This is a genomic window from Anaerotruncus sp. AF02-27, from assembly GCF_003465835.1.
Lineage (GTDB): Bacteria > Bacillota > Clostridia > Oscillospirales > Ruminococcaceae > Anaerotruncus > Anaerotruncus rubiinfantis.
Map to the genome: position 1 here is coordinate 61,765 of NZ_QSBX01000009.1, position 19,823 is coordinate 81,587.

Sequence of the window (19,823 nt, forward strand, 5' to 3'; positions counted from 1 at the left end):
GCGGCATCTCCTGCCTTTCCCTGTGTTTTTTATGGGCCTGCCCGCCTCCAATACAGGATTGCAGGCGGATTTTCCCAAAAAACCTTTTGAAAATAGTTGAATTTTTTGAACTGTTCTGCTATAATAAAGCAAACAGTTCATTTAATTAAACTTTCTACCTTTATTATAGTCCATTTAAATGAACTTTTCAAGAGGATTTGTACAAATAATTCAACTTTATAACTTTTTACAAAAATGGGAGGTCTGACCTGTGTTTTACGACAGATACGTCGCGCTCTGCAGCCAACGGGGGATCAAACCCTCCGCTGCCGCCGAGCAGATGAAAATCAGCAAGACGACCGTCACCAACTGGAAGAAAAATCCGGCGGCCATTCCCAGCGGGGATGTCCTGCAAAAGGTCGCCTCCTATTTTGGGGTTACGGTCGATTCCCTGCTCGGGCGGGATGAGCCGGCCGCAGACAGCCGGCTGGAAGGCGTTTACTTTAACTTTGCAAAGGACGCACAGGACAACGGCATTGACCCGGAGGATATCCGGCTTGCCATCGAGACAATCAAACGACTGCGTGGAAAATGACGGAGGACAGGGATGAGCGAATACTGCGCCAAAGAGCTGTTATATCATAAAATAGCGGCGCTGCGGGAACGGCTCGGTCTCGGGGAGGACCAAATCCCGGACGACCTGCCGGACGCCTGCCGCAAAATCCCAAATCTGGCGCTTGAGGTGGTCTGTTTCAATACCCCCGGCCTGCGTGGGATCGCCTGCATCGGGGACGCGGATTCCAAGGATGTCATCCTTTTGAATCGCTCCGAATCCCCCAAGGAACAGAGTTTTTCCTGCGGGCACGAATTGATCCACATCACCCTTCACCGGAGCGCGAAGCGCAAGACCTGGAGCTGTTTTGACAAGGTCCGGGAAAACCAGAACCGTTTTCTGGAATGGCAGGCCAACGAAGGTTCCGCCGAGCTGCATCTGCCTTACCGGCTTCTGCTTCCCGCCATACGGGAATACCGCGGTACGCTGGACAGCTGGCGTGGTATTTCCGCAATGAAGAAGGAGCTTGCCGAACGATTTTGCGTGAGCGAAGTTGTCCTGCAGTTCCGGCTCGAAAGCTTCAAATACGAGATCGAACAGTATCTGCACGACCTGCCGCTCGATGAAGTGCGCATCCTCTCCGCAAGCGGACAGGAACGGCTCGGCATCCGTATCCGTTCGCTCAACGCGGCCGAAGAGGAAGGCCGCCGCCGCGACTGCGAGGCGCTGCTGCATGAACCGCCGCCGGCGCCCGATGCCCTGCCGCTCAGCGACCGGGATCTCAGACTCCTTTCCGATTTGGAGGAGCGCTGGCTTTACGATGTGTGACGGGGATTTTTCCGCCGGACAAATAGAAAAACCGCCCCGCGGCCATTGGGCCGCGGGGCGGTTTCCTGCTTTCGTTCGGCGCTTTCCGGATCAGAGGAGGACCAGGAAAGTGCTGCCTTCTCCAGGTGCGCTTTGCACCCGCACTTCGCCGCCGTGCAGCTGAGCCACCCGCCGCACGATCGAAAGCCCGAGGCCGTTGCCATCACCGCCGCGCGAACGGTCGGCCTTGTAGAACTTTTCAAAAATGTGATCCTGCTGTCCGGGCGGGATACCCGGTCCCTGGTCGGTGATGGCAAAGGTCACCCGTTCGCCGGTGCGGTGCAGTGAAATCATAATCTCCCCATCCGGCGGCGAAAATTTCACGGCATTGTCAACCAGATTGGTCCACAGCTGCATCAGCAGCACATCGTACACATCCAGGGTGATCTCGTCAAGCTCAAGTTCAAGATTAAGCCGCTTGGCCTCCCATTTCGATTCACACAGCGCCAACGCGCGGCGGATCTGCTCGTCAATGCGCACCGGCGCTTTGCGCGCCGGTATGTTGCCCTTTTCGATCCGGTTGAGCATGAGGATATTGTCCGCCAGAGTGGAAAGCCTGCCGGTCTCCTCGGTGATAATCTGGACGTATTCCCGCCGCTCCGTGTCGTCCTCTTCGTCCTCAAGCAGTTTTGCATAGCCCTCGATGGCGGTGAGCGGCGTTTTGAATTCGTGGGAAATGTCCGAAATGAAGTTGCTGCGCAGCATCTCCACGCTGCCCAGCTCCTCGGTCATTGTGTTGAAGCTTTCAATCAGCGTGGAAAACTCGCCGTTCGTCCTGCGCAGCGGGACGCGCTGGCTGAAGTCGCCGGCCGCAACCTTGCGGGTGGCCGCGTCCAGTTCCCGCAGCGAACGGGTCATCCGGTGGCTGGCAAACAGCATCCCGCCGGTGCCGAGCAGTACCGAAACCAGCAGGGACAAAAAGCCCGCGCTGCGCATCTGCTGGAAGATATCGGAAAGGTTGAACCGGCAGAGCACATAGCTCGAGCCGCTCCGGGCAATTGCAACGAACTGTCTGGGGAAGCTGTCAAGCTGTGCAAAGACCACCGTCCGCTCCTCTGAATCCAGCTTCGTACGCTGCTCCCCAGTGAGTTCGATACCGTCCAGCCGGTCGACCGCCGTCATAGAAACGACTCCGGTCATATACAGGTCGCCCACATCGGAAAGCGGGCGGCCATGGGATTCCAGATAATCGATCGTGCCAAGCATTCCGCTGACAATCTGTTCCTGTACGATCGTGTTAAACTTTTTGCGGCTGGTGTGTGAAAAGACCATATATGGCACCACCATCGTAACGATGATGATGAACACCACCACCGCAGCCACCTTTTGATAAACGCCGCGCCTCATGCCGTTCCTCCGGCATGCTGAACGCCCTTATAGCCGAGTCCGCGGATGGTCACGATCTCCAATTCCTTCACATGTTCGAACCGTTCCCGCAGCCGTTTGATATGCACGTCCACCGTGCGCGGGTTCGTTTCGGTATCAAAGCCCCAAATCTCGTCCATCAGCTCCTGCCGGGTAAAGATCCTGTTCGGATAGGAAAAGAGCTTGTAAAGCAGGTAGAATTCCTTTTGCGGCAGCACCACCGTTTCCTCCCGCAGGCGCACTTCCAGTGAGGCGTGGTCAAGCACCACCGAACCGATAACGATCTGGTTTTCGCTGTAGATCCGGCTGCGGCGCAGAAGCGCCCGCACCCGCAGCACCAGTTTCTCCATATCGATCGGTTTGGTCATGTAATCATCCGCGCCAATTTCAAATCCCTTTTTCTTGTCCGCAAATTCCGTTTTGGCTGTAGCCATCAGAATCGGCGTGTCGACCCCATTCCCGCGCAGCGTTTTAACAAGGTCGTAGCCGTCCATCCCAGGCATCATGATGTCCGAGATGATCAGGTCGACCGGCTGGTTCGCAAGCACCTGCAGCACCTCGCCCCCATCCGCCGCCAGCACGATGTTAAAACCCTCCCGGCGCAGATAAATGCCGATCAGTTTGCGGATTTTGGCGTTGTCATCCACAACCAGGATTGTCGCCATTCCCGTCCCTCCTGTTCTCTTGGCTTTCTTTTATCCTAGCAGAAAATCGGCGCTTTTAAAAGGTTTTTTTCCTTTCACAATACGTTCACACTTTTTTCACAACTTTTTTGCCTTATGACATCTTAGGTTCACAATTTTTTTCTATACTTATGGTCATTGTGAGAATTATCTACATTTGGAGGTACTCTACGTGAGCAAGCGTAAAAAGATCGTTGTTTCCATCTGTTGTGTGGCAGCCGCCGGTGTTGTGGGGCTTGGCGCCTACCGCATCGTCAGCCGGGGGGAAACCGCGCCGGTTTCGGCACAACCCTCCCAGGTGATCGTCCAAGCACAACTCCCACAGTCCGGGGAAATTTCCCATTCCACCGAATTTATCGGTACGGTCGAGCCGGACGAAGTGGTAACTGTCACGCCAAAGGTTTCCGGCACCGTTTTAAAAACCTACTTTGAGGTCGGCGACACGGTGAAAAAAGGCGACCTGCTCTATGAGCTTGACCCGGTCGATATCCAGCTTTCCCTCACCGCGGCCGAGGCGCAGCTCGAAGCCAACCGGATCTCCGCGGAAGTCGGGCTGGGCAGCGGCTACGACGCCCAGATCATCCAGGCCAAATCGAGCCTCGACGCGGCGCAGAAGGCCTACAATACCGCGCGCGCCAATCTCAAGGACTGGGACGACGCGAATGACGATTCGCTGCGCATGCTGGAAAAAGAGATCACCAAACTCGAAACCGCGATTAAAAGCGAAACTGATAAGGACAAATTGGAGGAGCTTGAAAAACAGCTTTCTCTCGCCAAGGCCAACTACAATGAGCGCGACGACGATGACGACCCGAACCACCGGGCGCTGCGCACCGCCTTTACCAATGCGCAGATCAGCTACAACGCCGCGAAGGATGCCTATGACCTTGTGGTTGGGCAGGCGCGCTCCGACGCGGAGCTGACCACCGACGCGTCTCTGAAGGCCGCCGAAGCCGGCCTTGCCGCCCAGCAGAAACAGTTGGAATACACCAAGGTCTATTCCCCGATCGACGGCGTGATCGAACAGAAAAACGTCACCGAGCACCAGGTTTCCGGCGCGGGTTCCCCGGTCTACTATACCGTTTCAAACAAAACCCTGATGGTGGTCAAGTTCAGCGTTTCCGAAACCGCCGTTCAGAATATCGAACCGGGCGACAAGGTCGTTATGGAAAAGAGCGGCCAGACCTTTGACGGCACCGTGACCGAGGTCGCCACAATGGCTGATCCGGCCAGCGGCCTGTTTGTGGTCAAGGCGGCTGTCGATGCCGATGACATCCCATTACATACCGGCTCCACCGTCAAGATCAGCGCCCAAACTGAAAAATCCCCGGATGCGATCCTCGTTCCGCTCGACAGCGTCTATTATGACGAAGGCGAGGCGTATGTCTATACCTACGTGGACGGCGTTGCAAAACGCACCCCCGTCACCACCGGTATTTCCAACAAAGAAGTGATCGAGATCACTTCCGGACTGACCAGCGACGACCAGGTGATTACCACCTGGCATCCGAAGCTGCTCGACGGCGCGGCGGTCGTGCTGGATGGGCAGGCAGATGCCGCGCCGGCTGAATCCTCTCAGGCCGCGGATGCGCAAAGCGCCCCCGAAGAGTCATCCGGCGAACCGGCTTCCTCCGGACAGCCGGATGCGCAGTAACGGAGGCGGCCGTCCATGAATTTGACAAAACTGACCCTGAAACGTCCGGTATCAGTCATTCTGGTAGTGCTTGCACTCGTCGTTTTCGGTATCGGATCGATCTTCACTTCCCCCATTGAGCTGACCCCGGACATGGAGATGCCGATGCTGATCGTCGCCACAACCTATCCTGGCGCGGGCCCGGAGGATGTGGAAAAGCTTGTCACCAAAGAGATTGAAAGCGCTGTCTCCACCCTGAGCGGTGTCAAAAACGTACAGTCGGTTTCCCAGGAAAACATGTCAATGGTTGTGCTCGAGATGGAGTACGGAACCGATATGAACGTCGCGCACGCCGACCTGCAGCAGAAGGTCACCACCTATGCAAGTTTTCTGCCGGACGACGCCAGCGACCCGATCATCATCGAGATGGACATCAACGCGATGCCCACCGTCATGCTCTCGGCCACCGCGACCGGCGATTTGAACCTGTTAAACTATATCGATGAAAATATCGTCCCGGAATTTGAAAAGCTTTCCGGTGTGGCAAGTGTCGATGTCTACGGAGGCCAGCAGGACTACATCAGCGTCCAGCTGATGGACGACCGTATGAAACAGTATGGCCTTGATATGTCCTCGGTGGTCAGCGTCCTTTCCACCGCCGACTTTTCGATCCCATCCGGCACCGCCGAACGCGGCAGTCAGGACCTCACCATCAAAAGCGGCGTACGCTACACCTCGGCGGACAGCCTCAAAAACGTTCCGATTCCGCTGCGCAACGGCAATGTCATCCACCTTTCGGATGTGGCAACCGTCTTTGAAACCACCAAAAAAGCCGAATCGCTCAGCCGCTACAACGGCAATGAGACCCTCACTCTGAGCGTCACAAAACGTCAGAGCGCCAGTACGCTGGACGTTTCCAAGTCGGTCTTGCGCCAGATGGATCAGATCAACCGCGACGAGCTCGGTGTGAAGCTCGAGGTGATCAACGATTCGAGCGAGCAGATCGTGGATGCGGTTTCCACAGTCGCGAGCACCCTCGTCCTGGGCGTTCTGCTTTCGATGTTCGTGCTCTTCCTTTTCTTCGGGGATTTCAAAGCTTCGCTCATCGTCGGCAGTTCAATGCCGGTTTCGCTGCTCTTCACTTTTGTGCTGATGAAGATGATGGGCTTCTCGATCAATCTGCTTTCGCTCGGCGGGCTGGTCATCGGCGTCGGTATGATGGTCGATAACTCGATCGTTGTGCTCGAAAGCTGCTTCAGGCAGCGCGCCGGCCAGCAGTCCTACCGCACCGCCGCGCTTGAAGGCGCCAAATTCGTCACCAGTTCGATCATCGCTTCGACCATCACGACCATCGTCGTTTTCCTTCCGATCAGCCTGATGGAAGGGATGAGCGGCCAGCTCTTTAAACAGCTCGGCTTCACAATCATCTTCTCGCTGACCGCGTCGCTCATCTGCGCACTGATGGTCATTCCGCTCGCCTTCACCTTCTTTAAACCGAAGGAAAAGACCGAAGCGCCAGTCTCCAAACTGGTGCGCAAAACCGAAATTGCCTATGGCAACCTGATGCGGCGGTTGCTGCGTTATAAAAAATCTGTGGTTGCCTTCTCACTTTTGCTTCTGGTCGGCTCAGTCGCCCTGATCCCGCTGCTCAACATCGAGCTGATCCCATCGATTGACCAGGGCACGGTTTCGGTTTCGGTCGAAGCCAAACCCGGCCTCAAGCTGGAAGAGATCAACAAACTGATCTTCAGCATGGAGGACATGGTCAAAAACCATCCGGATGTTGAACGCTATACCATGACTTCGGGCGGCGGCGGTATGAGTTCTATGATGGGCGGCGGCGGAAGCGCTTCCTTCACCGCATACCTGCGCAGCGACCGTGAAATGACCACCAATGAAATTGTCGAGGAGTGGCGCCGCCAGACCAGAAATCTGATCAACTGCGAAGTGTCCGTATCATCTTCGAGCGGCATGAGCTCAATGATGTCCGGCGGCTCAAGCGCACAGATCAGTCTGCAGGGAAATGATTACGATCAGATCAAGGCCGCTTCCAAGCAGGTGGAAGCCATGATGTATGAAAATCCCGGCGTGGTCAAGGTTTCCTCGACCATTACGCAGGGCAATCCGCAGGCGGAAATCATGGTTGACCCGCTTCTGGCAGCCGGCGTGGGTATGACCCCGCAGCAGGTCGCGGGCACTTTGAACATGGTGCTTAGCGGCAAGGAAGCTTTCACATTATCCTCAAACGGCGAAGAATACAGTGTGCGGGTGGAATATCCGGAAGGTCGTTACCAAACGGTCGACGATCTGGCCGGTCTTGTGCTCACCAGCCCCACCGGCAAACAGGTTCCGCTCATGGATATCGCGACGATTTACTATTCTGACAGCCCGCAGCTGATCCAGCGGAAAAATAACCAATATATTGTCACTGTGACCGGCGATCTATCTGAGGCTACCAAATTCACTGCCAAAGATGAGATCACCAAAGCCGCAGCCGCAATGAGTTTCCCTCGCGGCGTTTCGCTTGCCAAAAGCGATATGGACGTGCGCATGGTCGAAGAGTTCACCTCCCTGCTCACTGCAATTGCCGCCGCCGTACTGCTCGTCTTCCTTGTGATGGCAATGCAGTTTGAATCCCCGCGGTTCTCGCTCATGGTTATGATTTGTATCCCATTCAGCCTTGTCGGTTCGTTCGGGCTGATGTTCCTGTCCGGCGTGACGCTCAGTATGCCTTCCCTCATGGGCTTCCTCATGCTGGTCGGTATCGTGGTCAACAACGGCATCCTGTTTGTTGATACCACCAACCAGTACCGCGCCAGCATGGATATCGAAACCGCACTGGTCATGGCCGGCCGAAGCCGTCTGCGTCCGATCCTGATGACCACTCTGACCACCGTACTTTCGATGGTTCCAATGGCCTTCAACCTCGGCAACGGGACTGAGATCATGCAGGGCATGGCGATTGTCATCATCGGCGGTCTGTGTGCGTCAACCCTGCTGACCCTGCTGCTGCTTCCGACCTTCTATCTTATCTTTGCACGCAAAAAAGCAAAAAAAGACCGCGATCCAGAGCCAGAGCAGCAGATCGCTGACGAAGGGCTCATGTATTAAACGTTTCCTGTCCTACGGCCGGAGCGTCCTTCGGACGACGCGTTTTCAAAGGGGGCTGCATGTCCCCTTTGAATTCCCCGCAGGGCGCCGTCTTTGGCGGCTCGGCTCTGCAAGCCTTCGGGCCGGAGTTGGGAAATTGCCTGCGGCGATGATTTTTTCAATGAAACAGCGTCTGTAAAACAAAAACGGCGCATCCGCAATTTTCCATTGCGGATGCGCCTTGCTTTTTGTCCCGGTTTCTCTATATAATAGAGTTTATATCAACAGAGGAAGGAGGCTGTCCGGTTGCGCAGAGAGTTCCTTTTCGTATTGGCGTGCGCGGCAACTTTGTGCGGCTGCGCGGCTGCTGTGGGACAACCGCACAATGAAGGCATCGTACCGCCGTCAAGCCAGTTCATCTCTTCTGAGGAAGCTTTCCCGGCCTCACCGGCCGTGTCTGAAGCAGACAGCGCTGCCGAGCCGGAAGCGCGGCAGGAGAATTACATTGTCCGGCTCGCGGACGGGATTGCGCAAGATCTTCTGACACCCGGGATGGATGAAACAGAGAAGGTGCGGGCCGCTTACGAATATGTCATTCAAAACACCTGGTTTGCTCCGCCGATTGGGTTGGATGCCTGGCGGTGGCGCGGGGATGGGCCGCAGCCGGATTATCTTGAGCAGCGCGCGATCAGCCCGCTTGCTTTCGGCATCGGTTCCTGTGAGGATTATGCGGCCGCCCTTGCACTGCTGCTTTGCCGCATGGGTTTCGAGGCGAAATACCTGCCCGGACTCACCATTTCGGCGGGCGGAGGGTTCGTTGATCACGCTTGGGCCGCTGTACGGATCGGGAATGTCTGGTATCATCTCGATCCACAGCTTGAGGACAATGTCCTGCATGAAAACCGGCTCACCTACCGATATTTTCTCAAATCCGATCAGTATATGCTAGCCGATCACCGCTGGGGTGAAAATATGCTCGCTTTCGGCGGATTCAATGAAACGCAGGCCGCGCTGGTACGGGAAAGCTACTGTATCCCTGCCTGTCCGCTTGACGCGCCCTCCCCAGTGCCAAAACAGATCCAGAAAAGTCCCCGGCCCAGTCAAAGCGCCATTGAGCAGGCGCTTTCTTCCGAACGCGCTGCTTATGAACGGGAAAACGGCCCTCTTTCCGCTATCGAACTCGACATCACGCCACCCATTTTCGGGAATATGGGCTACGGTGATCCAAATTATTAAAAAAGAACCTCCAACAGGAGGTTCTTTTTTATCGCGTCGCCGCATAAACATAGTAAGTTGTGATACCTTCATCATACGCCGGATTGGTCAAAGCAAACGGCAGCTTTTCCGGCGAGCTCGAATGTCCCAGGCGGGTCAGTGTCATTGGTTCCGCTACCTTCAGGAAGGTGGTCACGGTCTGCGGAGAATCGACATTGGCATCTGAAAAACCAAGGATTCGGCCGTAGTCAAAACTTTCGATCGCCTCGGCTGTTTCTCCGTCCCGTTTTGCCGCGTCCGCAGGCATCAGGTAATGGGAACAGTCCGCCGAAGCGACCAGCAACACCCGGTTTCCCGCACAAACTTTTTGCACAGTTTCCCACACAGCGGACAGCCGTTCCCGTGAAAGCCTGTTGGAAAGCAGCAGCACCGCCGCTTTTGTATCCGGAAGATAATATTTCACAAATGGAATGAGCCCCGCCGCCCCGTGATCCGCTTCCACCGCGTCCGGGTTGTTTTCCGCCGCGATCCGTCCGTTTTGCAGGAACGCCCGGACAATCCCGCTGTCCACCGGCAGGTCTCCATATGGCGTATCCCATCCGGCGTTCGCGGTGACCGCGTCGCTTTTGCAGTTCTCCGGGAAGTGGGATGGGGATATGATAAGCACCGAATCGTACGCATCCTTCTGTTCTCCTGCCAGCGAAAAGAAGCCCGCGATCATATCCGCAGCCAGCAGGTGGTGCGGCACCATCCCGGCGGCAAGCTGCCCGTCCGCTTCGTAGGCCGCCGGGGAGGCGATCCCACCCCTCACCAGCTCCGCATCGTAATAGAGGCAGGCGAGCTCCTGCAAAGGCCACGCCCCGGACGGCTCTGGGGGAGCCGTCCCCGCCGGCAAAGCCGGCTGTGCCCCGGCCTTTGGGCCGGGGCTGGGCGCGGCGCAGCTGCAAAGCACCATGCATGCCGCCAAAATCCCCAGAAACCGCCGGATCATCCGATGGTCACGCTTTCGCGTTCGGTACAGCCCCAGATGTCGGAGGAACTGCTGGAAATATAGGCGCTCTCCACCACATATTCACCCGGGACAGCGCAGCGCGCATAGTAAACGATTGGATCAAGCGGGTCCCCATAGACGCTGAACTGGAGCCGCTGTCCCTGGCGGCTGCCCAGATACCAGCCGTGGCCGTAGCTGCGGTCCGGGTCGTCCACCGCGCCATAGCGTTCAAACCGCATGCCTGACGGGACGTATTCCTCGATCACCATCCAGTTATCTCCAATATCGAGGTTGAGCCCGGCAAGATCCGGCGTCAAAGTGATCTTGACAAGGCTCCCCTGCCGGATTGGGCCGTCCACGCCTTCCACCTTTCGGGTCAGGCCGAGCTTTTTGCGCGATGCATCCATCTTCTGCTCCGGCGCGCCAACATAATAGAGGTCGGCATAGACTTCGCCGGCATCCACCCGGAAAGAACTGTTGGCCAGCTGTTCCCGCGACAGGGTCAGGTATTTCATCCCGCGGCCAAGTTCCTCGGTCACCGTTTTGCCGTCCACCGTATAGGTGAATTTTGCCTTTGCGCCGGCTGGCGGGACAAAACGGCCAAGATAGATCATCTTTTCAAGCAGGTACGGATCATATTTGGAAGGCTTCTCCACCAGGTAACGGGTCAGCGCCCCCGCTTCATCGGTACCAAGCACCGACGCGAGCATCGACGCGGAGGCGGTCCAATCCGCCACATTGAGGCTCTGCTCGAAAATGGAAACATACATCGCCTGTTCGCCCGAAATACCCTCGCGCGTTTTGAGGTTCGGCTTCACCAGTTTGTCGTAAGCCGCCCGCGCGCCCGCCGTGTCACCGGAGACTGCAAGCGCGGTTGCAAGGTACATCTTATCGACAAAATCGAGCGAAGCTCCGCTTTCGATCATCTGTGTGAGATCCGCATCGAGCGGATCTCCCGCGAGCGCCCGCGCCAGATAGACAGCGCTCTTGCGGCCGGTAAACCAGTCGCTGTCCGCGACCGACAGCCCGGAAATCTCCCCATGATTTTCATCAAACAGTTCCGGCATCGCCAAATGTGCCTTGACTGTGAGCTCGATGTCCTGCGCGTCATACGGCAGCAGGTTCATAACCCCATACAGATTCACGTCCGAAAGCGTGTCGGCAAGCGCCGTTTCGTCATACCAGCGGGCGCCTTCCTCCTTGAACAGCTGCGCCACATAGCGGGCCGCGATGCGCATGTCGGTACGCGCGCCGCCGCTCCACATGCTCACGTCCGACAACACCCGGCTGTAGTTCTTATACGCTTTGTCGTAAACCGCCGCCGTCACCGGATACCGCAGCGGGGTGACCGAAAGGCCGTCTTTGAGATTCACCGTTTTGACCATCGAAACCTCAACCCCAGAGGATACCACCGCAAACGGCAGTTCAACCGCGTCGCCGTATTCCCCGCAGCTTCCACGGACAGTGACCGTGTATTCCCCGGCTGCGAGCCCGTCGAACAGGACATTCGTATAAGCGTGTGCCGCACCCGAGGCCTTCTGTGACTCATTCACGCCATTGCCCTTGATTGTGACTTCATATTCCACCGGATCGGTATCGGAAATCGCTGTGCCCATACTGCGCAGACAAACGGCAAAGCTGTCTCCCACAAGGATTTGTTCGTTCACGATCGGCTGGACAAAAAACGGCTGGGTCGCATAGATATTTTTTTTGCTGTCGCCCGCCTGCAAATCGTCAGTGAGCGCAAGCCCGGTCAGCCGCCAGCTGGTGATATTGTCCGGCAGCTTAAATGAAAATTTCGCCGTACCGGTGGCGTCTGTTCTGGCGGTTTCAAAAAGCGCCGTATCCGCAAAGTCCTTGCGGGTCTCGCCGTCGCCGCCACCGCCGCCCTTTTCGCCCGGGCCGCCGTATTCGGTCTGCACATAGGAGGTGTATTTTCCGATGTTCGGCCAGAAGGCATCCTGGTAAATGCTTTCAAGCAGGTCCGGCGTCTGTTCACGCATGGCGAAGATCGCCTCGTCCACTGCCGCCAGCACAACGGTCGCGTCCTTGGCAGGCTGCCCGGTCAGCTTATTTTTGATCTTCGCGATTACATTCACCTGATCCGCCGGGCTGTAAGTCTCCTTTTCCGGCGTGATCTCCACCGCAAGCTCCCGGTGGGAAGGATTAAACTTCATCGATTTATTGGAAAGCGCATAGATGTGCTTTCCGTCAAAATATGCGCCGGTGATGACATAGTTCGGCAGCAGCTCCTCCGCGTAAGGCAGGGTGAAGGAAGCGGAATCAGAGAATTTCAGCTCTCCAAATCCGTCCTGCGCCACACAGTAGAGCAGCTTCCCTTTGAAGCCGGTAACCGGTTCATCGTTGTCCTCCAGCACGAAAGTGACATCCTCGTCGTCCACAAACTGTGAACGCAGATCGGAAAGCAGCCAGTAGTAGTCGCTTTCGTTCAGGCTGTTCAGGTCGATCTGGCTCAGGTCGGCTTGCTTATTGAGCCCATAACGATGGATGCCGTCCGCGCTCATCTGCCGCCGGTCAAAGATTGCGCCGAGGTAAATCGTCTCCTCCACCCGCTTGCCGCGCGAATCAGCTGCGGAAAGCACCACATAGTAGCAGTTCTCCGCGTCAGACTGGGGCAGGCCGGTCAGCGCATAGCGGCCGTCCGCCGTCGTGAAGTCGAAGGTATTCACCACATCGTTATGCTCCTGATAATAGTAGGAGTCCTTCGTTTCTTTGTTGATAAAGTCGTAATAGGTCCCCTGGATCACTTTGGTGTAATAGACATGGTGGACCTCCGCCCGAACCGCGCTGTTGGCCGGCGCGCCTTTGAGCGCGTCCCGTTCCCAGAGATCGGCAGGTTTTTCAATCCCGGAGATGTCGATCCGGTTGGTGATCACCTGAACCGCCTTCCCGCCGTCCTTCACTTCGCCGGTCAGCATCAGGTCCCTGTGGATTACATTGATCGTGCCATATTCATAAAAATTCTCCGATTCGGCCCCGGCATTTGAGAATACATACCGGTAGCTCTGCGGTCTCCAGGTATTCCGCGCGTCGTCGATCACAATCGGAACATTCAAAACACCCTGTTCGTCGGTGATGTAGCGGACATTTGGCGCCGGGGCAATCATGCTGTCCCAGCTTTGGAAATCCGCCTGAAAAGAGGAGGCGGGCGTGCCGTCAAAGGTTGAAACCTTGAGTGAAACATGTGCCTGCGCACCATTCGAAGTGAGGTACACCGGCTTATCGGTTTGCGTTTCAGCGGTATAAATCGGTTTGACATAATCCTTGATCCAGACCGATTCTCCGGTCAGCGAACGCTCGTCATCCAGCCACAGATCGAACGACTGCCACATATCCACCGCAAGATCCTCAAACGCAATCTCCGCCGTAAACTGACCGTTTCCCTGCACTGGGACCTCCTGCTCAATGGAAGTGCCCGAAAGCGTGATCCGCACCGACTTCGGCATCGGGACTGCCGGATCACGCGGCCGCACGAAACCCCACAGCTTGGCGGTGTCGGTGGTGCGGTAGATTGGGCGGTCGGAGAAAAGGTATGCGTAATAGCCGTAAGAGACATCCCCCTGGTTCCAACTGTCAAAATAGCGGTTATCCACATAGGTGTGTTCCCCGGCTTTGATTGTGAATATCCCGTTTGCCGAATCATACTCATTTTCGAGCCCCTCAAAAACCGCCTTGTCGATCCGCAGAGTCCCGTCGGCGCCGGTGGTGCCGGAAGCCCGATAGTTGCCTTCACAGCTGAATTCGGCCCCTTCAACCGGCTGTCCGGTAGAAGCGTCGTTGATCCAGGCGACCAGCTCTTCGCCCATCGTCATGAAGAAAATTGACAGGTCGCTCGACTGCAAAAAGATCTGCCGGGTAACAGTTACGCCGTCCGACACCTGCATACTCAGATCGGCCGCATACCAGCCCTCAGGCAGCGGCTCGGGAAACTGGAGGATCTGGTTTTGCACCCAAAAGTTCTGCAAATCACTGACTGGCGTGACCGGCTGCGCCTCGAAGGAGGCGTATTGTGAGAGCTTCGAGGTGTCGATCTTGGTGTCGCCGTATTTGCGGTCGCGGTGACTGGCATTTTCCGCCATCTGCGCCGCGTACTGTCCGGCCGTATCGAAGCGGTAGACCGCAACTGATACTTTCCGGCTTTCCGGCGGGATGCTGTCATCAATATAGACGCCCACCGTAGCCGTTTCATCGGTGAGGGTGTTCAGGCTGCGGCCGTTATTGGCAAGCTGGAACTTCCATTCCGCTTCCTGCTGCGCCTCGCTGATTGTCGTAAAGGAAAACCGGAACGCATTTGCAAGCTCCGCGCCGCCCGCAGAGGAAAGCGGCGGGTTCAGCGTAACGGTATAGCGGGTGCCGTAAGCCATCGAATCCTCCGGGTAGAATACAAACTTTCCATCCCCATAAGAGATGCCGCCAACCACCGGCGGATCGATCGAAAACGCCTTTTCAAAGTCTGCGGAGGAAACATCGCTTGTGTTAAAAGCGAACTCGATCCCCGAGCGGATCGGCACCTTTTCGCCGTTGTCCATAGGGAAAAAGGATTTTACCATCAGGATGTTCTGCACCTGACAGGAAAAAACCTGCGGCTTGCCGTTTTTCCCCGCGACCGTGATCGTAAAGCTGCTGCCCGCGTCGAGCAGGTTCACCGGCTTTAAGAGAAATTCGCGGTCGTTCTGCGCGGTCAGCTCATAAGCGACCTCTGGATCGGTCGTAATTTTTCCACGCAGCGCGGCCGCGTCGGTGTCGTACGGCAGCTTGATCGTGAACGCGCTGTCGGGCGAAACGCCCGCGCTGGCCGTGGATACCGCGGCGATCTCGGCTTTTCCGCCGAACAGGGAACATCCCGCAAGACAGATCATCGCCGCAAGAGCCAGCGCGCCGCAGACACACCCCCATTTTTTCCATCCGGAACGGTTCATAAAAAGACCTCCTCACACATCTTTCCATCACAATCTCAGTATACCGGGTTTCCCAGGGGCTTGCAATGGCAGCGCCTGGCGGTTGGTTTTATTTCCAATTAGCACTCATATATATAGAGTGCTAAAAGTTTACAAACTGATAATAATCCATGTATTCTTTTGTAACAAACGCAGGTTATACTATAGTTAATGAAAAAAGAAAAGAGCACCGCAAGGTGCGAAGAAAGCAGGTGATTGCCTTGTGTGACGCCAAGGTTTCCCCTGTGGGCAATCCCGCAGGCGGTCAGAACAACACTTAAAACACAAACACGGTAAACTTGAAAGGGGATTTTTATATGTTTGATCTGATGCCTTTTGAACGCAGAGAACACAATTTGCAGAAATATTTTGACGATATGGAAAAACAATTTTTCGGCCATCTGGGTGACTTTGCACAGTTTAACACTGATATCCTTGATAAAGGCGATAAATTTGTGCTCCAGGCCGAACTGCCGGGCTTTCAGAAAGAAGATATCCACATCGATATCGACAACGACCGCCTAACCATCACCGCTCAGCACAGCGAGGAAAAAGAAGACCGGAAGGACCACTTTATCCGCCGCGAACGCAGCTATGGCTCGTTTGCAAGAAGTTTTGACATCTCCGGCGTCAAAGCCGATGAGATCACCGCCGAATATAAAAACGGCGTATTGGAACTCTTCCTGCCCAAACGGGGTGAAATCCCGGCGTCGTCCCGCCGGATCGAAATCCAGGGATGACCGGCCGTTTCCAAATAGAAAGGGGCGTATCCGCCAAAGCGGATACGCCCCTTTTATTGTTTTCAGACTGCCTGCAGCTGGGCAAGCACCTGATTGATTTTCTGCTGCGGGACATACCGCCTTGCATAAAAAAGCACGTTCTGCAAAGGCATATTGCGCGCGCGCGCAAGCATCGGGCTGCCCATCACCATCGGGAATTCCCGGCTCAGAAGCGTACGCGCCTGTGGATTTGCAAGGATCTCGCCCACCGTGATCTGATTGTTGCGTAAATTCATCTTGAAGCCTCCATAAACACAAACTGGGATACTCCAGTTTATGCCGCTGCGCCCCAAAAGATACCGGTCAGGCAGCCTGCCGCGCTTCCATCGCCACCGCTTCCAGATGCGCGCGCAGCTGATCCGGCGTGATGTTGTAGTTGCCGTCCAGATCGACCTTGAGGGTGACGTTGTATTTGTAGCTCACCTCGTCGATCACCTTCTGATACTCCGCGTCGCTGTAATGCCGCATACAGCCCGAAAGAGCCGCTGCCGCCAGCAGAACCGCAAATGCCGCCAATACTTTTTTCATGCTGGCTCCCTCCCACAAGTTACACTCTGCCGGAACGGGCGCATCATATCCCCCGTCACACGGCGCAGGCGTCTTTCCACAATCCAGCCGGGAAGCCCGACAATCTTCGCGATCTCCGGCACGGAACAACCCTGCACCAGTGCCAGGACAATCAGCTTGCGATCCCCGAAGGTGAGCGCCGCGAGCGACTGCACCACCTTGGCATTCCCGGAAGAAATGACCTTCTCGCTGATATAGTGCGTATCCTTCTCGATCTTACTGCATGCATCCACCAGGTTTTTGGAGAATTTCAGCGGCAGGGACGCATCCTCCTGTCCGCTTTCCTCCGAACAGCTCTTTGCAAAGGCCTGCACCACCGCTTGTTCAGCGGCCTCCTGACTTCCAAGCAGGTAAAGCGCGCTTTTATAGAGCCCCGGCACCATCCGCTCGTATAAAGCCTGATACTGCGTGTCCGCCAGCCCGGCTTTTTCCATAGCGCTCCCCTGCCTTTCCAGATTTTTATTCTATCGTGTACTAATCATAACCATACGGTTTGCCGTTTGGGGACACATTTCGCACAAAAATTCTTGAAAATTTATTTTTGTGCAATTTTCTTCCCTTTTTCCGCCACGGTTTGGTTATATAAACCATCGTGCAGGCCATCGCTCATTGTTTCAACATATAAAAAAACGAGCGTTTCCGCCCGTTTTCTTCAATAGAAGGAAATTTTATGATAAAGCTTCTGCCAATCCTGCCGACGTTTTCATTTCCTGCAGCGTTCACCGCCCGTGCATCCGCCGTCCTTTTTCTTATGCCTATTTTTCCGCCTTAGCAACTCCCGCAGCGTCTTATCCCCGGATTTTACCTGCCGGAAGCCTTCACCGGAGATTTCACCCGCGTCGCCCACAATGACGAAGGCGTTCGGATCCAGCTCCCGTACAATTGCGTTTGCCTTGCAGACCTCATACCTGCGCACCGCGCAGAGCAGCAGCTCGCTTTCGCGGCCGCTGTAGGCGCCGCGGGACTTCAGATAGGTCACGCCGCGGTCGAGATCGGTGAGAATCTGCGCTGCGATCTGCTCATTTTTCTCGGAGATGATATAGAGCAGCTTGCCGGTGCCCGCGTCGGTACCGTAGAGCACCGCATCGATCAGCCGGGTGGCGACAAAGATCACAATCAGCGCGTACATCGCGCTCTCAAGGCTCTGATAGACGAACGCGGCAAAGGTCACGACCAAGGCGTCCAGACACATCATCAGCCGCGCCATCGAGATATGCGGAAAATATCTCCCCAACAGCCGCGCCACCATATCGGTGCCGCCAGTTGTGCCTCCGCGCATAAAAATGAGTGCCAGCGCGAACCCCTCGACCACGCCGCCGAACACGGCGGCCAGCATGAGGTTATTCTGGTACGGCGGGACCACAAGGCTCAGAATATCGATCGCAGCCGAAGATACCGCCGTGGCCACGATCGTCTTAATCACCAGCTTATAGCCAACCGAGAGGATTGCCCAGAGGAACAGCGGGATATTGAGCAGGAAAATCACGCCGCCGATCGGCGTGCCCCACAGAAAATTGAACACGGTCGAAAGACCGGTGAGCCCGCCGGGCGCGATCTGGTTCGGCGCGGTGAACAGATTGACCGACAACCCGTAAAGTACCCCGCCGACGATAAAAAAGCCGAAGTCAGTGGCCCATTCCCTGAATTTTGCAGAATTTCCCCGCCGCATAAAAGCGCCTCCGTAGAATTATCATCCAAACTCCGAAAGGACCAGCTCCTTGTTGCGGTCGGTGGCCCACCGGATGTTCCATTCGTCTGTAAAGAGCAGCAGGTAGTTGTCCTTAAAGTCCTGCACAACCTTTGTGTCGGAGCTGAGATCGAGCGTTTTGGGGTCAAACTCTTCATTCTCGATCCAGCGGATGTATTGGTACGGTAGCCCCTCCATACGGATTTCCACGCCGTATTCATTTTGCAGCCGGTACTGCAGCACGTCAAACTGCAAGGTGCCCACCACGCCCACAATTACTTCCTCCATACCGGTGTGCGGCTCGTGGAAGATCTGGATCGCGCCTTCCTGCGCGATCTGGGTGACCCCTTTGACAAACTGCTTGCGCTTTAGGGTGTCGGTCTGCCGGACGCGAGAGAAGTGCTCCGGCGCGAAGGTCGGGATGCCCGCAAACTGAAATTTTTTGTTTGCGGCGCACAGCGTGTCGCCGATCGAGAAGATGCCGGGATCGAACACGCCGATGATGTCGCCCGCGTAGGCCTTCTCGATGATCTCGCGGTCCTGCGCCATCAGCTGCTGGGGCTGGGCGAGCTTGATCTTCTTTTGGCCCTGCACGTGCATGACCTCCATGCCCTTTGTGAATTCCCCCGAGCAGATGCGCATGAACGCGATGCGGTCTCGGTGGGCCTTGTTCATGTTCGCCTGGATTTTAAATACAAAAGCTGAAAAATCCGGCGAAAACGGATCGACAACCCCTTCGCTCGATTCGCGCGGCAGCGGCGGAGTGGTCATCTTGAGAAAATCCTCGAGGAACGGCTCGACGCCGAAGTTAGTGAGCGCCGAACCGAAAAAGACCGGTGAGAGCTTGCCGTGGCGGACCTTTTCAAGGTCAAATTCATAACTCGCGCCGTCGAGAAGCTCGATGTCGTCCGAAAGCTGCGCGTGCAGCGCCTGGCCGAGCGCCTCGTCCAGGCGCGGGGCGCCAAGCGCGTATTCGGTCGAAGCGACCGCCTTCTGGCCGTTGGCGTATTCACCCGCCTCAAAAGCGATGATCTCCCGCTTGTGGCGGTCGTAGACCCCCTTGAATTCCCGCCCGGAACCGATCGGCCAGTTGACCGGGTAGGTCTGGATACCGAGCTCCTGCTCGATCTGTTCGCACAGATCGAAGGGGCTTCTCGCCTCGCGGTCCATTTTGTTGATAAAGGTAAAAATCGGGATATCCCGCAGAAGGCAGACCTTGAAAAGCTTGCGGGTCTGCGGCTCGACGCCCTTGGCCGCGTCGATGACCATGACGGCCGAATCCGCCGCCATCAGGGTGCGGTAGGTGTCCTCCGAGAAGTCCTGGTGTCCCGGGGTGTCCAGGATATTGATGCAGTAGCCGTCATAGTTAAACTGCATGACCGACGAGGTGACCGAGATTCCGCGCTGCTTTTCGATCTCCATCCAGTCGGAAACGGCGTGGCGGGGGGTCTTTTTT

The 19,823-nt window shown here is 56.1% G+C and carries 15 protein-coding genes; 6 read left to right on the forward strand and 9 right to left on the reverse strand.

The features are described from left to right. The first annotated feature begins 250 nt into the window (after positions 1 to 250). Positions 251 to 574, forward strand: coding sequence for a helix-turn-helix transcriptional regulator (locus DWV16_RS09105; RefSeq protein WP_066457924.1), 324 nt, complete (start codon positions 251 to 253; stop codon positions 572 to 574). A gap of 12 nt (positions 575 to 586) precedes the next feature. After that, positions 587 to 1,360 (forward strand): ImmA/IrrE family metallo-endopeptidase, encoded by a 774-nt coding sequence (locus DWV16_RS09110; RefSeq protein WP_118478871.1) that lies wholly within the window; start codon positions 587 to 589, stop codon positions 1,358 to 1,360. A gap of 90 nt (positions 1,361 to 1,450) precedes the next feature. Here DWV16_RS09110 and DWV16_RS09115 read toward each other — a convergent pair whose 3' ends face one another. Both DWV16_RS09115 and DWV16_RS09120 read right to left on the reverse strand, forming a co-directional pair. After that, complete coding sequence (locus DWV16_RS09115; RefSeq protein WP_118478873.1) at positions 1,451 to 2,746, reverse strand: HAMP domain-containing sensor histidine kinase; 1,296 nt, start codon at positions 2,744 to 2,746, stop codon at positions 1,451 to 1,453. Further along, positions 2,743 to 3,429, reverse strand: coding sequence for a response regulator transcription factor (locus DWV16_RS09120; RefSeq protein WP_118478875.1), 687 nt, complete (start codon positions 3,427 to 3,429; stop codon positions 2,743 to 2,745). The genes DWV16_RS09115 and DWV16_RS09120 overlap by 4 nt, the downstream gene beginning before the upstream one ends. 190 nt (positions 3,430 to 3,619) lie before the next feature. On the opposite strand from DWV16_RS09120, the gene DWV16_RS09125 reads away from it, so the two are divergent. The 3 genes from DWV16_RS09125 (at position 3,620) to DWV16_RS09135 (ending at position 9,406) form a co-directional block, all read left to right on the forward strand. Then, entirely contained in the window at positions 3,620 to 5,101 is a 1,482-nt protein-coding gene (locus tag DWV16_RS09125; protein ID WP_147349451.1) for an efflux RND transporter periplasmic adaptor subunit, read from the forward strand. A gap of 15 nt (positions 5,102 to 5,116) precedes the next feature. Continuing rightward, positions 5,117 to 8,191, forward strand: coding sequence for an efflux RND transporter permease subunit (locus DWV16_RS09130; RefSeq protein ID WP_118478879.1), 3,075 nt, complete (start codon positions 5,117 to 5,119; stop codon positions 8,189 to 8,191). 285 nt (positions 8,192 to 8,476) lie between these two features. Continuing rightward, positions 8,477 to 9,406, forward strand: coding sequence for a transglutaminase domain-containing protein (locus DWV16_RS09135; RefSeq protein ID WP_118478881.1), 930 nt, complete (start codon positions 8,477 to 8,479; stop codon positions 9,404 to 9,406). Positions 9,407 to 9,434: 28 nt separating this feature from the next. Here the strand turns inward: DWV16_RS09135 and amrB are convergent, their stop codons facing one another. Beyond that, entirely contained in the window at positions 9,435 to 10,376 is a 942-nt protein-coding gene (gene amrB, locus DWV16_RS09140) for an AmmeMemoRadiSam system protein B (RefSeq protein WP_118478883.1), read from the reverse strand. Then, a complete protein-coding gene (locus DWV16_RS09145) occupies positions 10,373 to 15,316 on the reverse strand; it encodes an Ig-like domain-containing alpha-2-macroglobulin family protein (protein WP_118478885.1) in 4,944 nt (1,647 codons plus the stop codon). The genes amrB and DWV16_RS09145 overlap by 4 nt, the downstream gene beginning before the upstream one ends. A 335-nt stretch (positions 15,317 to 15,651) precedes the next feature. Here DWV16_RS09145 and DWV16_RS09150 point away from each other — a divergent pair, with 335 nt between their 5' ends. Next, positions 15,652 to 16,074: an Hsp20/alpha crystallin family protein gene (locus DWV16_RS09150; RefSeq protein WP_066457906.1), complete on the forward strand. Its 423-nt coding sequence runs from the start codon at positions 15,652 to 15,654 to the stop codon at positions 16,072 to 16,074. A gap of 62 nt (positions 16,075 to 16,136) precedes the next feature. Here the strand turns inward: DWV16_RS09150 and DWV16_RS09155 are convergent, their stop codons facing one another. The 5 genes from DWV16_RS09155 to DWV16_RS09175 form a co-directional block, all read right to left on the reverse strand. Beyond that, on the reverse strand, positions 16,137 to 16,349 hold the full coding sequence (locus DWV16_RS09155; protein ID WP_066457904.1) for a hypothetical protein: 213 nt from the start codon (positions 16,347 to 16,349) through the stop codon (positions 16,137 to 16,139). Positions 16,350 to 16,416: 67 nt separating this feature from the next. Continuing rightward, positions 16,417 to 16,641, reverse strand: coding sequence for a hypothetical protein (locus DWV16_RS09160; RefSeq protein ID WP_066457903.1), 225 nt, complete (start codon positions 16,639 to 16,641; stop codon positions 16,417 to 16,419). Continuing rightward, a complete protein-coding gene (locus DWV16_RS09165) occupies positions 16,638 to 17,114 on the reverse strand; it encodes an RNA polymerase sigma factor (protein ID WP_066457893.1) in 477 nt (158 codons plus the stop codon). The genes DWV16_RS09160 and DWV16_RS09165 overlap by 4 nt, the downstream gene beginning before the upstream one ends. Before the next feature lie 269 nt (positions 17,115 to 17,383). Then, the gene (locus DWV16_RS09170; protein WP_066457891.1) at positions 17,384 to 18,349 is read right to left on the reverse strand and encodes a YitT family protein; all 966 of its coding nucleotides are present in this window, start codon (positions 18,347 to 18,349) and stop codon (positions 17,384 to 17,386) included. A gap of 21 nt (positions 18,350 to 18,370) precedes the next feature. Then, positions 18,371 to 19,823, reverse strand: a 1,453-nt coding sequence (locus DWV16_RS09175) for a peptide chain release factor 3 (RefSeq protein WP_118478933.1), incomplete at its 5' end; no start/stop codon positions are given.

Excerpts from the sequence above, each read along its gene's own strand:
- DWV16_RS09155 (WP_066457904.1), bottom strand. The coding sequence starts at position 16,349 with ATGAATTTACGCAACAATCAGATCACGGTGGGCGAGATCCTTGCAAAT.
- DWV16_RS09110 (WP_118478871.1), top strand. The coding sequence starts at position 587 with ATGAGCGAATACTGCGCCAAAGAGCTGTTATATCATAAAATAGCGGCG.
- amrB (WP_118478883.1), bottom strand. The coding sequence starts at position 10,376 with ATGATCCGGCGGTTTCTGGGGATTTTGGCGGCATGCATGGTGCTTTGC.
- DWV16_RS09170 (WP_066457891.1), bottom strand. The coding sequence starts at position 18,349 with ATGCGGCGGGGAAATTCTGCAAAATTCAGGGAATGGGCCACTGACTTC.
- DWV16_RS09120 (WP_118478875.1), bottom strand. The coding sequence starts at position 3,429 with ATGGCGACAATCCTGGTTGTGGATGACAACGCCAAAATCCGCAAACTG.
- DWV16_RS09160 (WP_066457903.1), bottom strand. The coding sequence starts at position 16,641 with ATGAAAAAAGTATTGGCGGCATTTGCGGTTCTGCTGGCGGCAGCGGCT.
- DWV16_RS09130 (WP_118478879.1), top strand. The coding sequence starts at position 5,117 with ATGAATTTGACAAAACTGACCCTGAAACGTCCGGTATCAGTCATTCTG.
- DWV16_RS09165 (WP_066457893.1), bottom strand. The coding sequence starts at position 17,114 with ATGGAAAAAGCCGGGCTGGCGGACACGCAGTATCAGGCTTTATACGAG.
- DWV16_RS09150 (WP_066457906.1), top strand. The coding sequence starts at position 15,652 with ATGTTTGATCTGATGCCTTTTGAACGCAGAGAACACAATTTGCAGAAA.
- DWV16_RS09115 (WP_118478873.1), bottom strand. The coding sequence starts at position 2,746 with ATGAGGCGCGGCGTTTATCAAAAGGTGGCTGCGGTGGTGGTGTTCATC.
- DWV16_RS09145 (WP_118478885.1), bottom strand. The coding sequence starts at position 15,316 with ATGAACCGTTCCGGATGGAAAAAATGGGGGTGTGTCTGCGGCGCGCTG.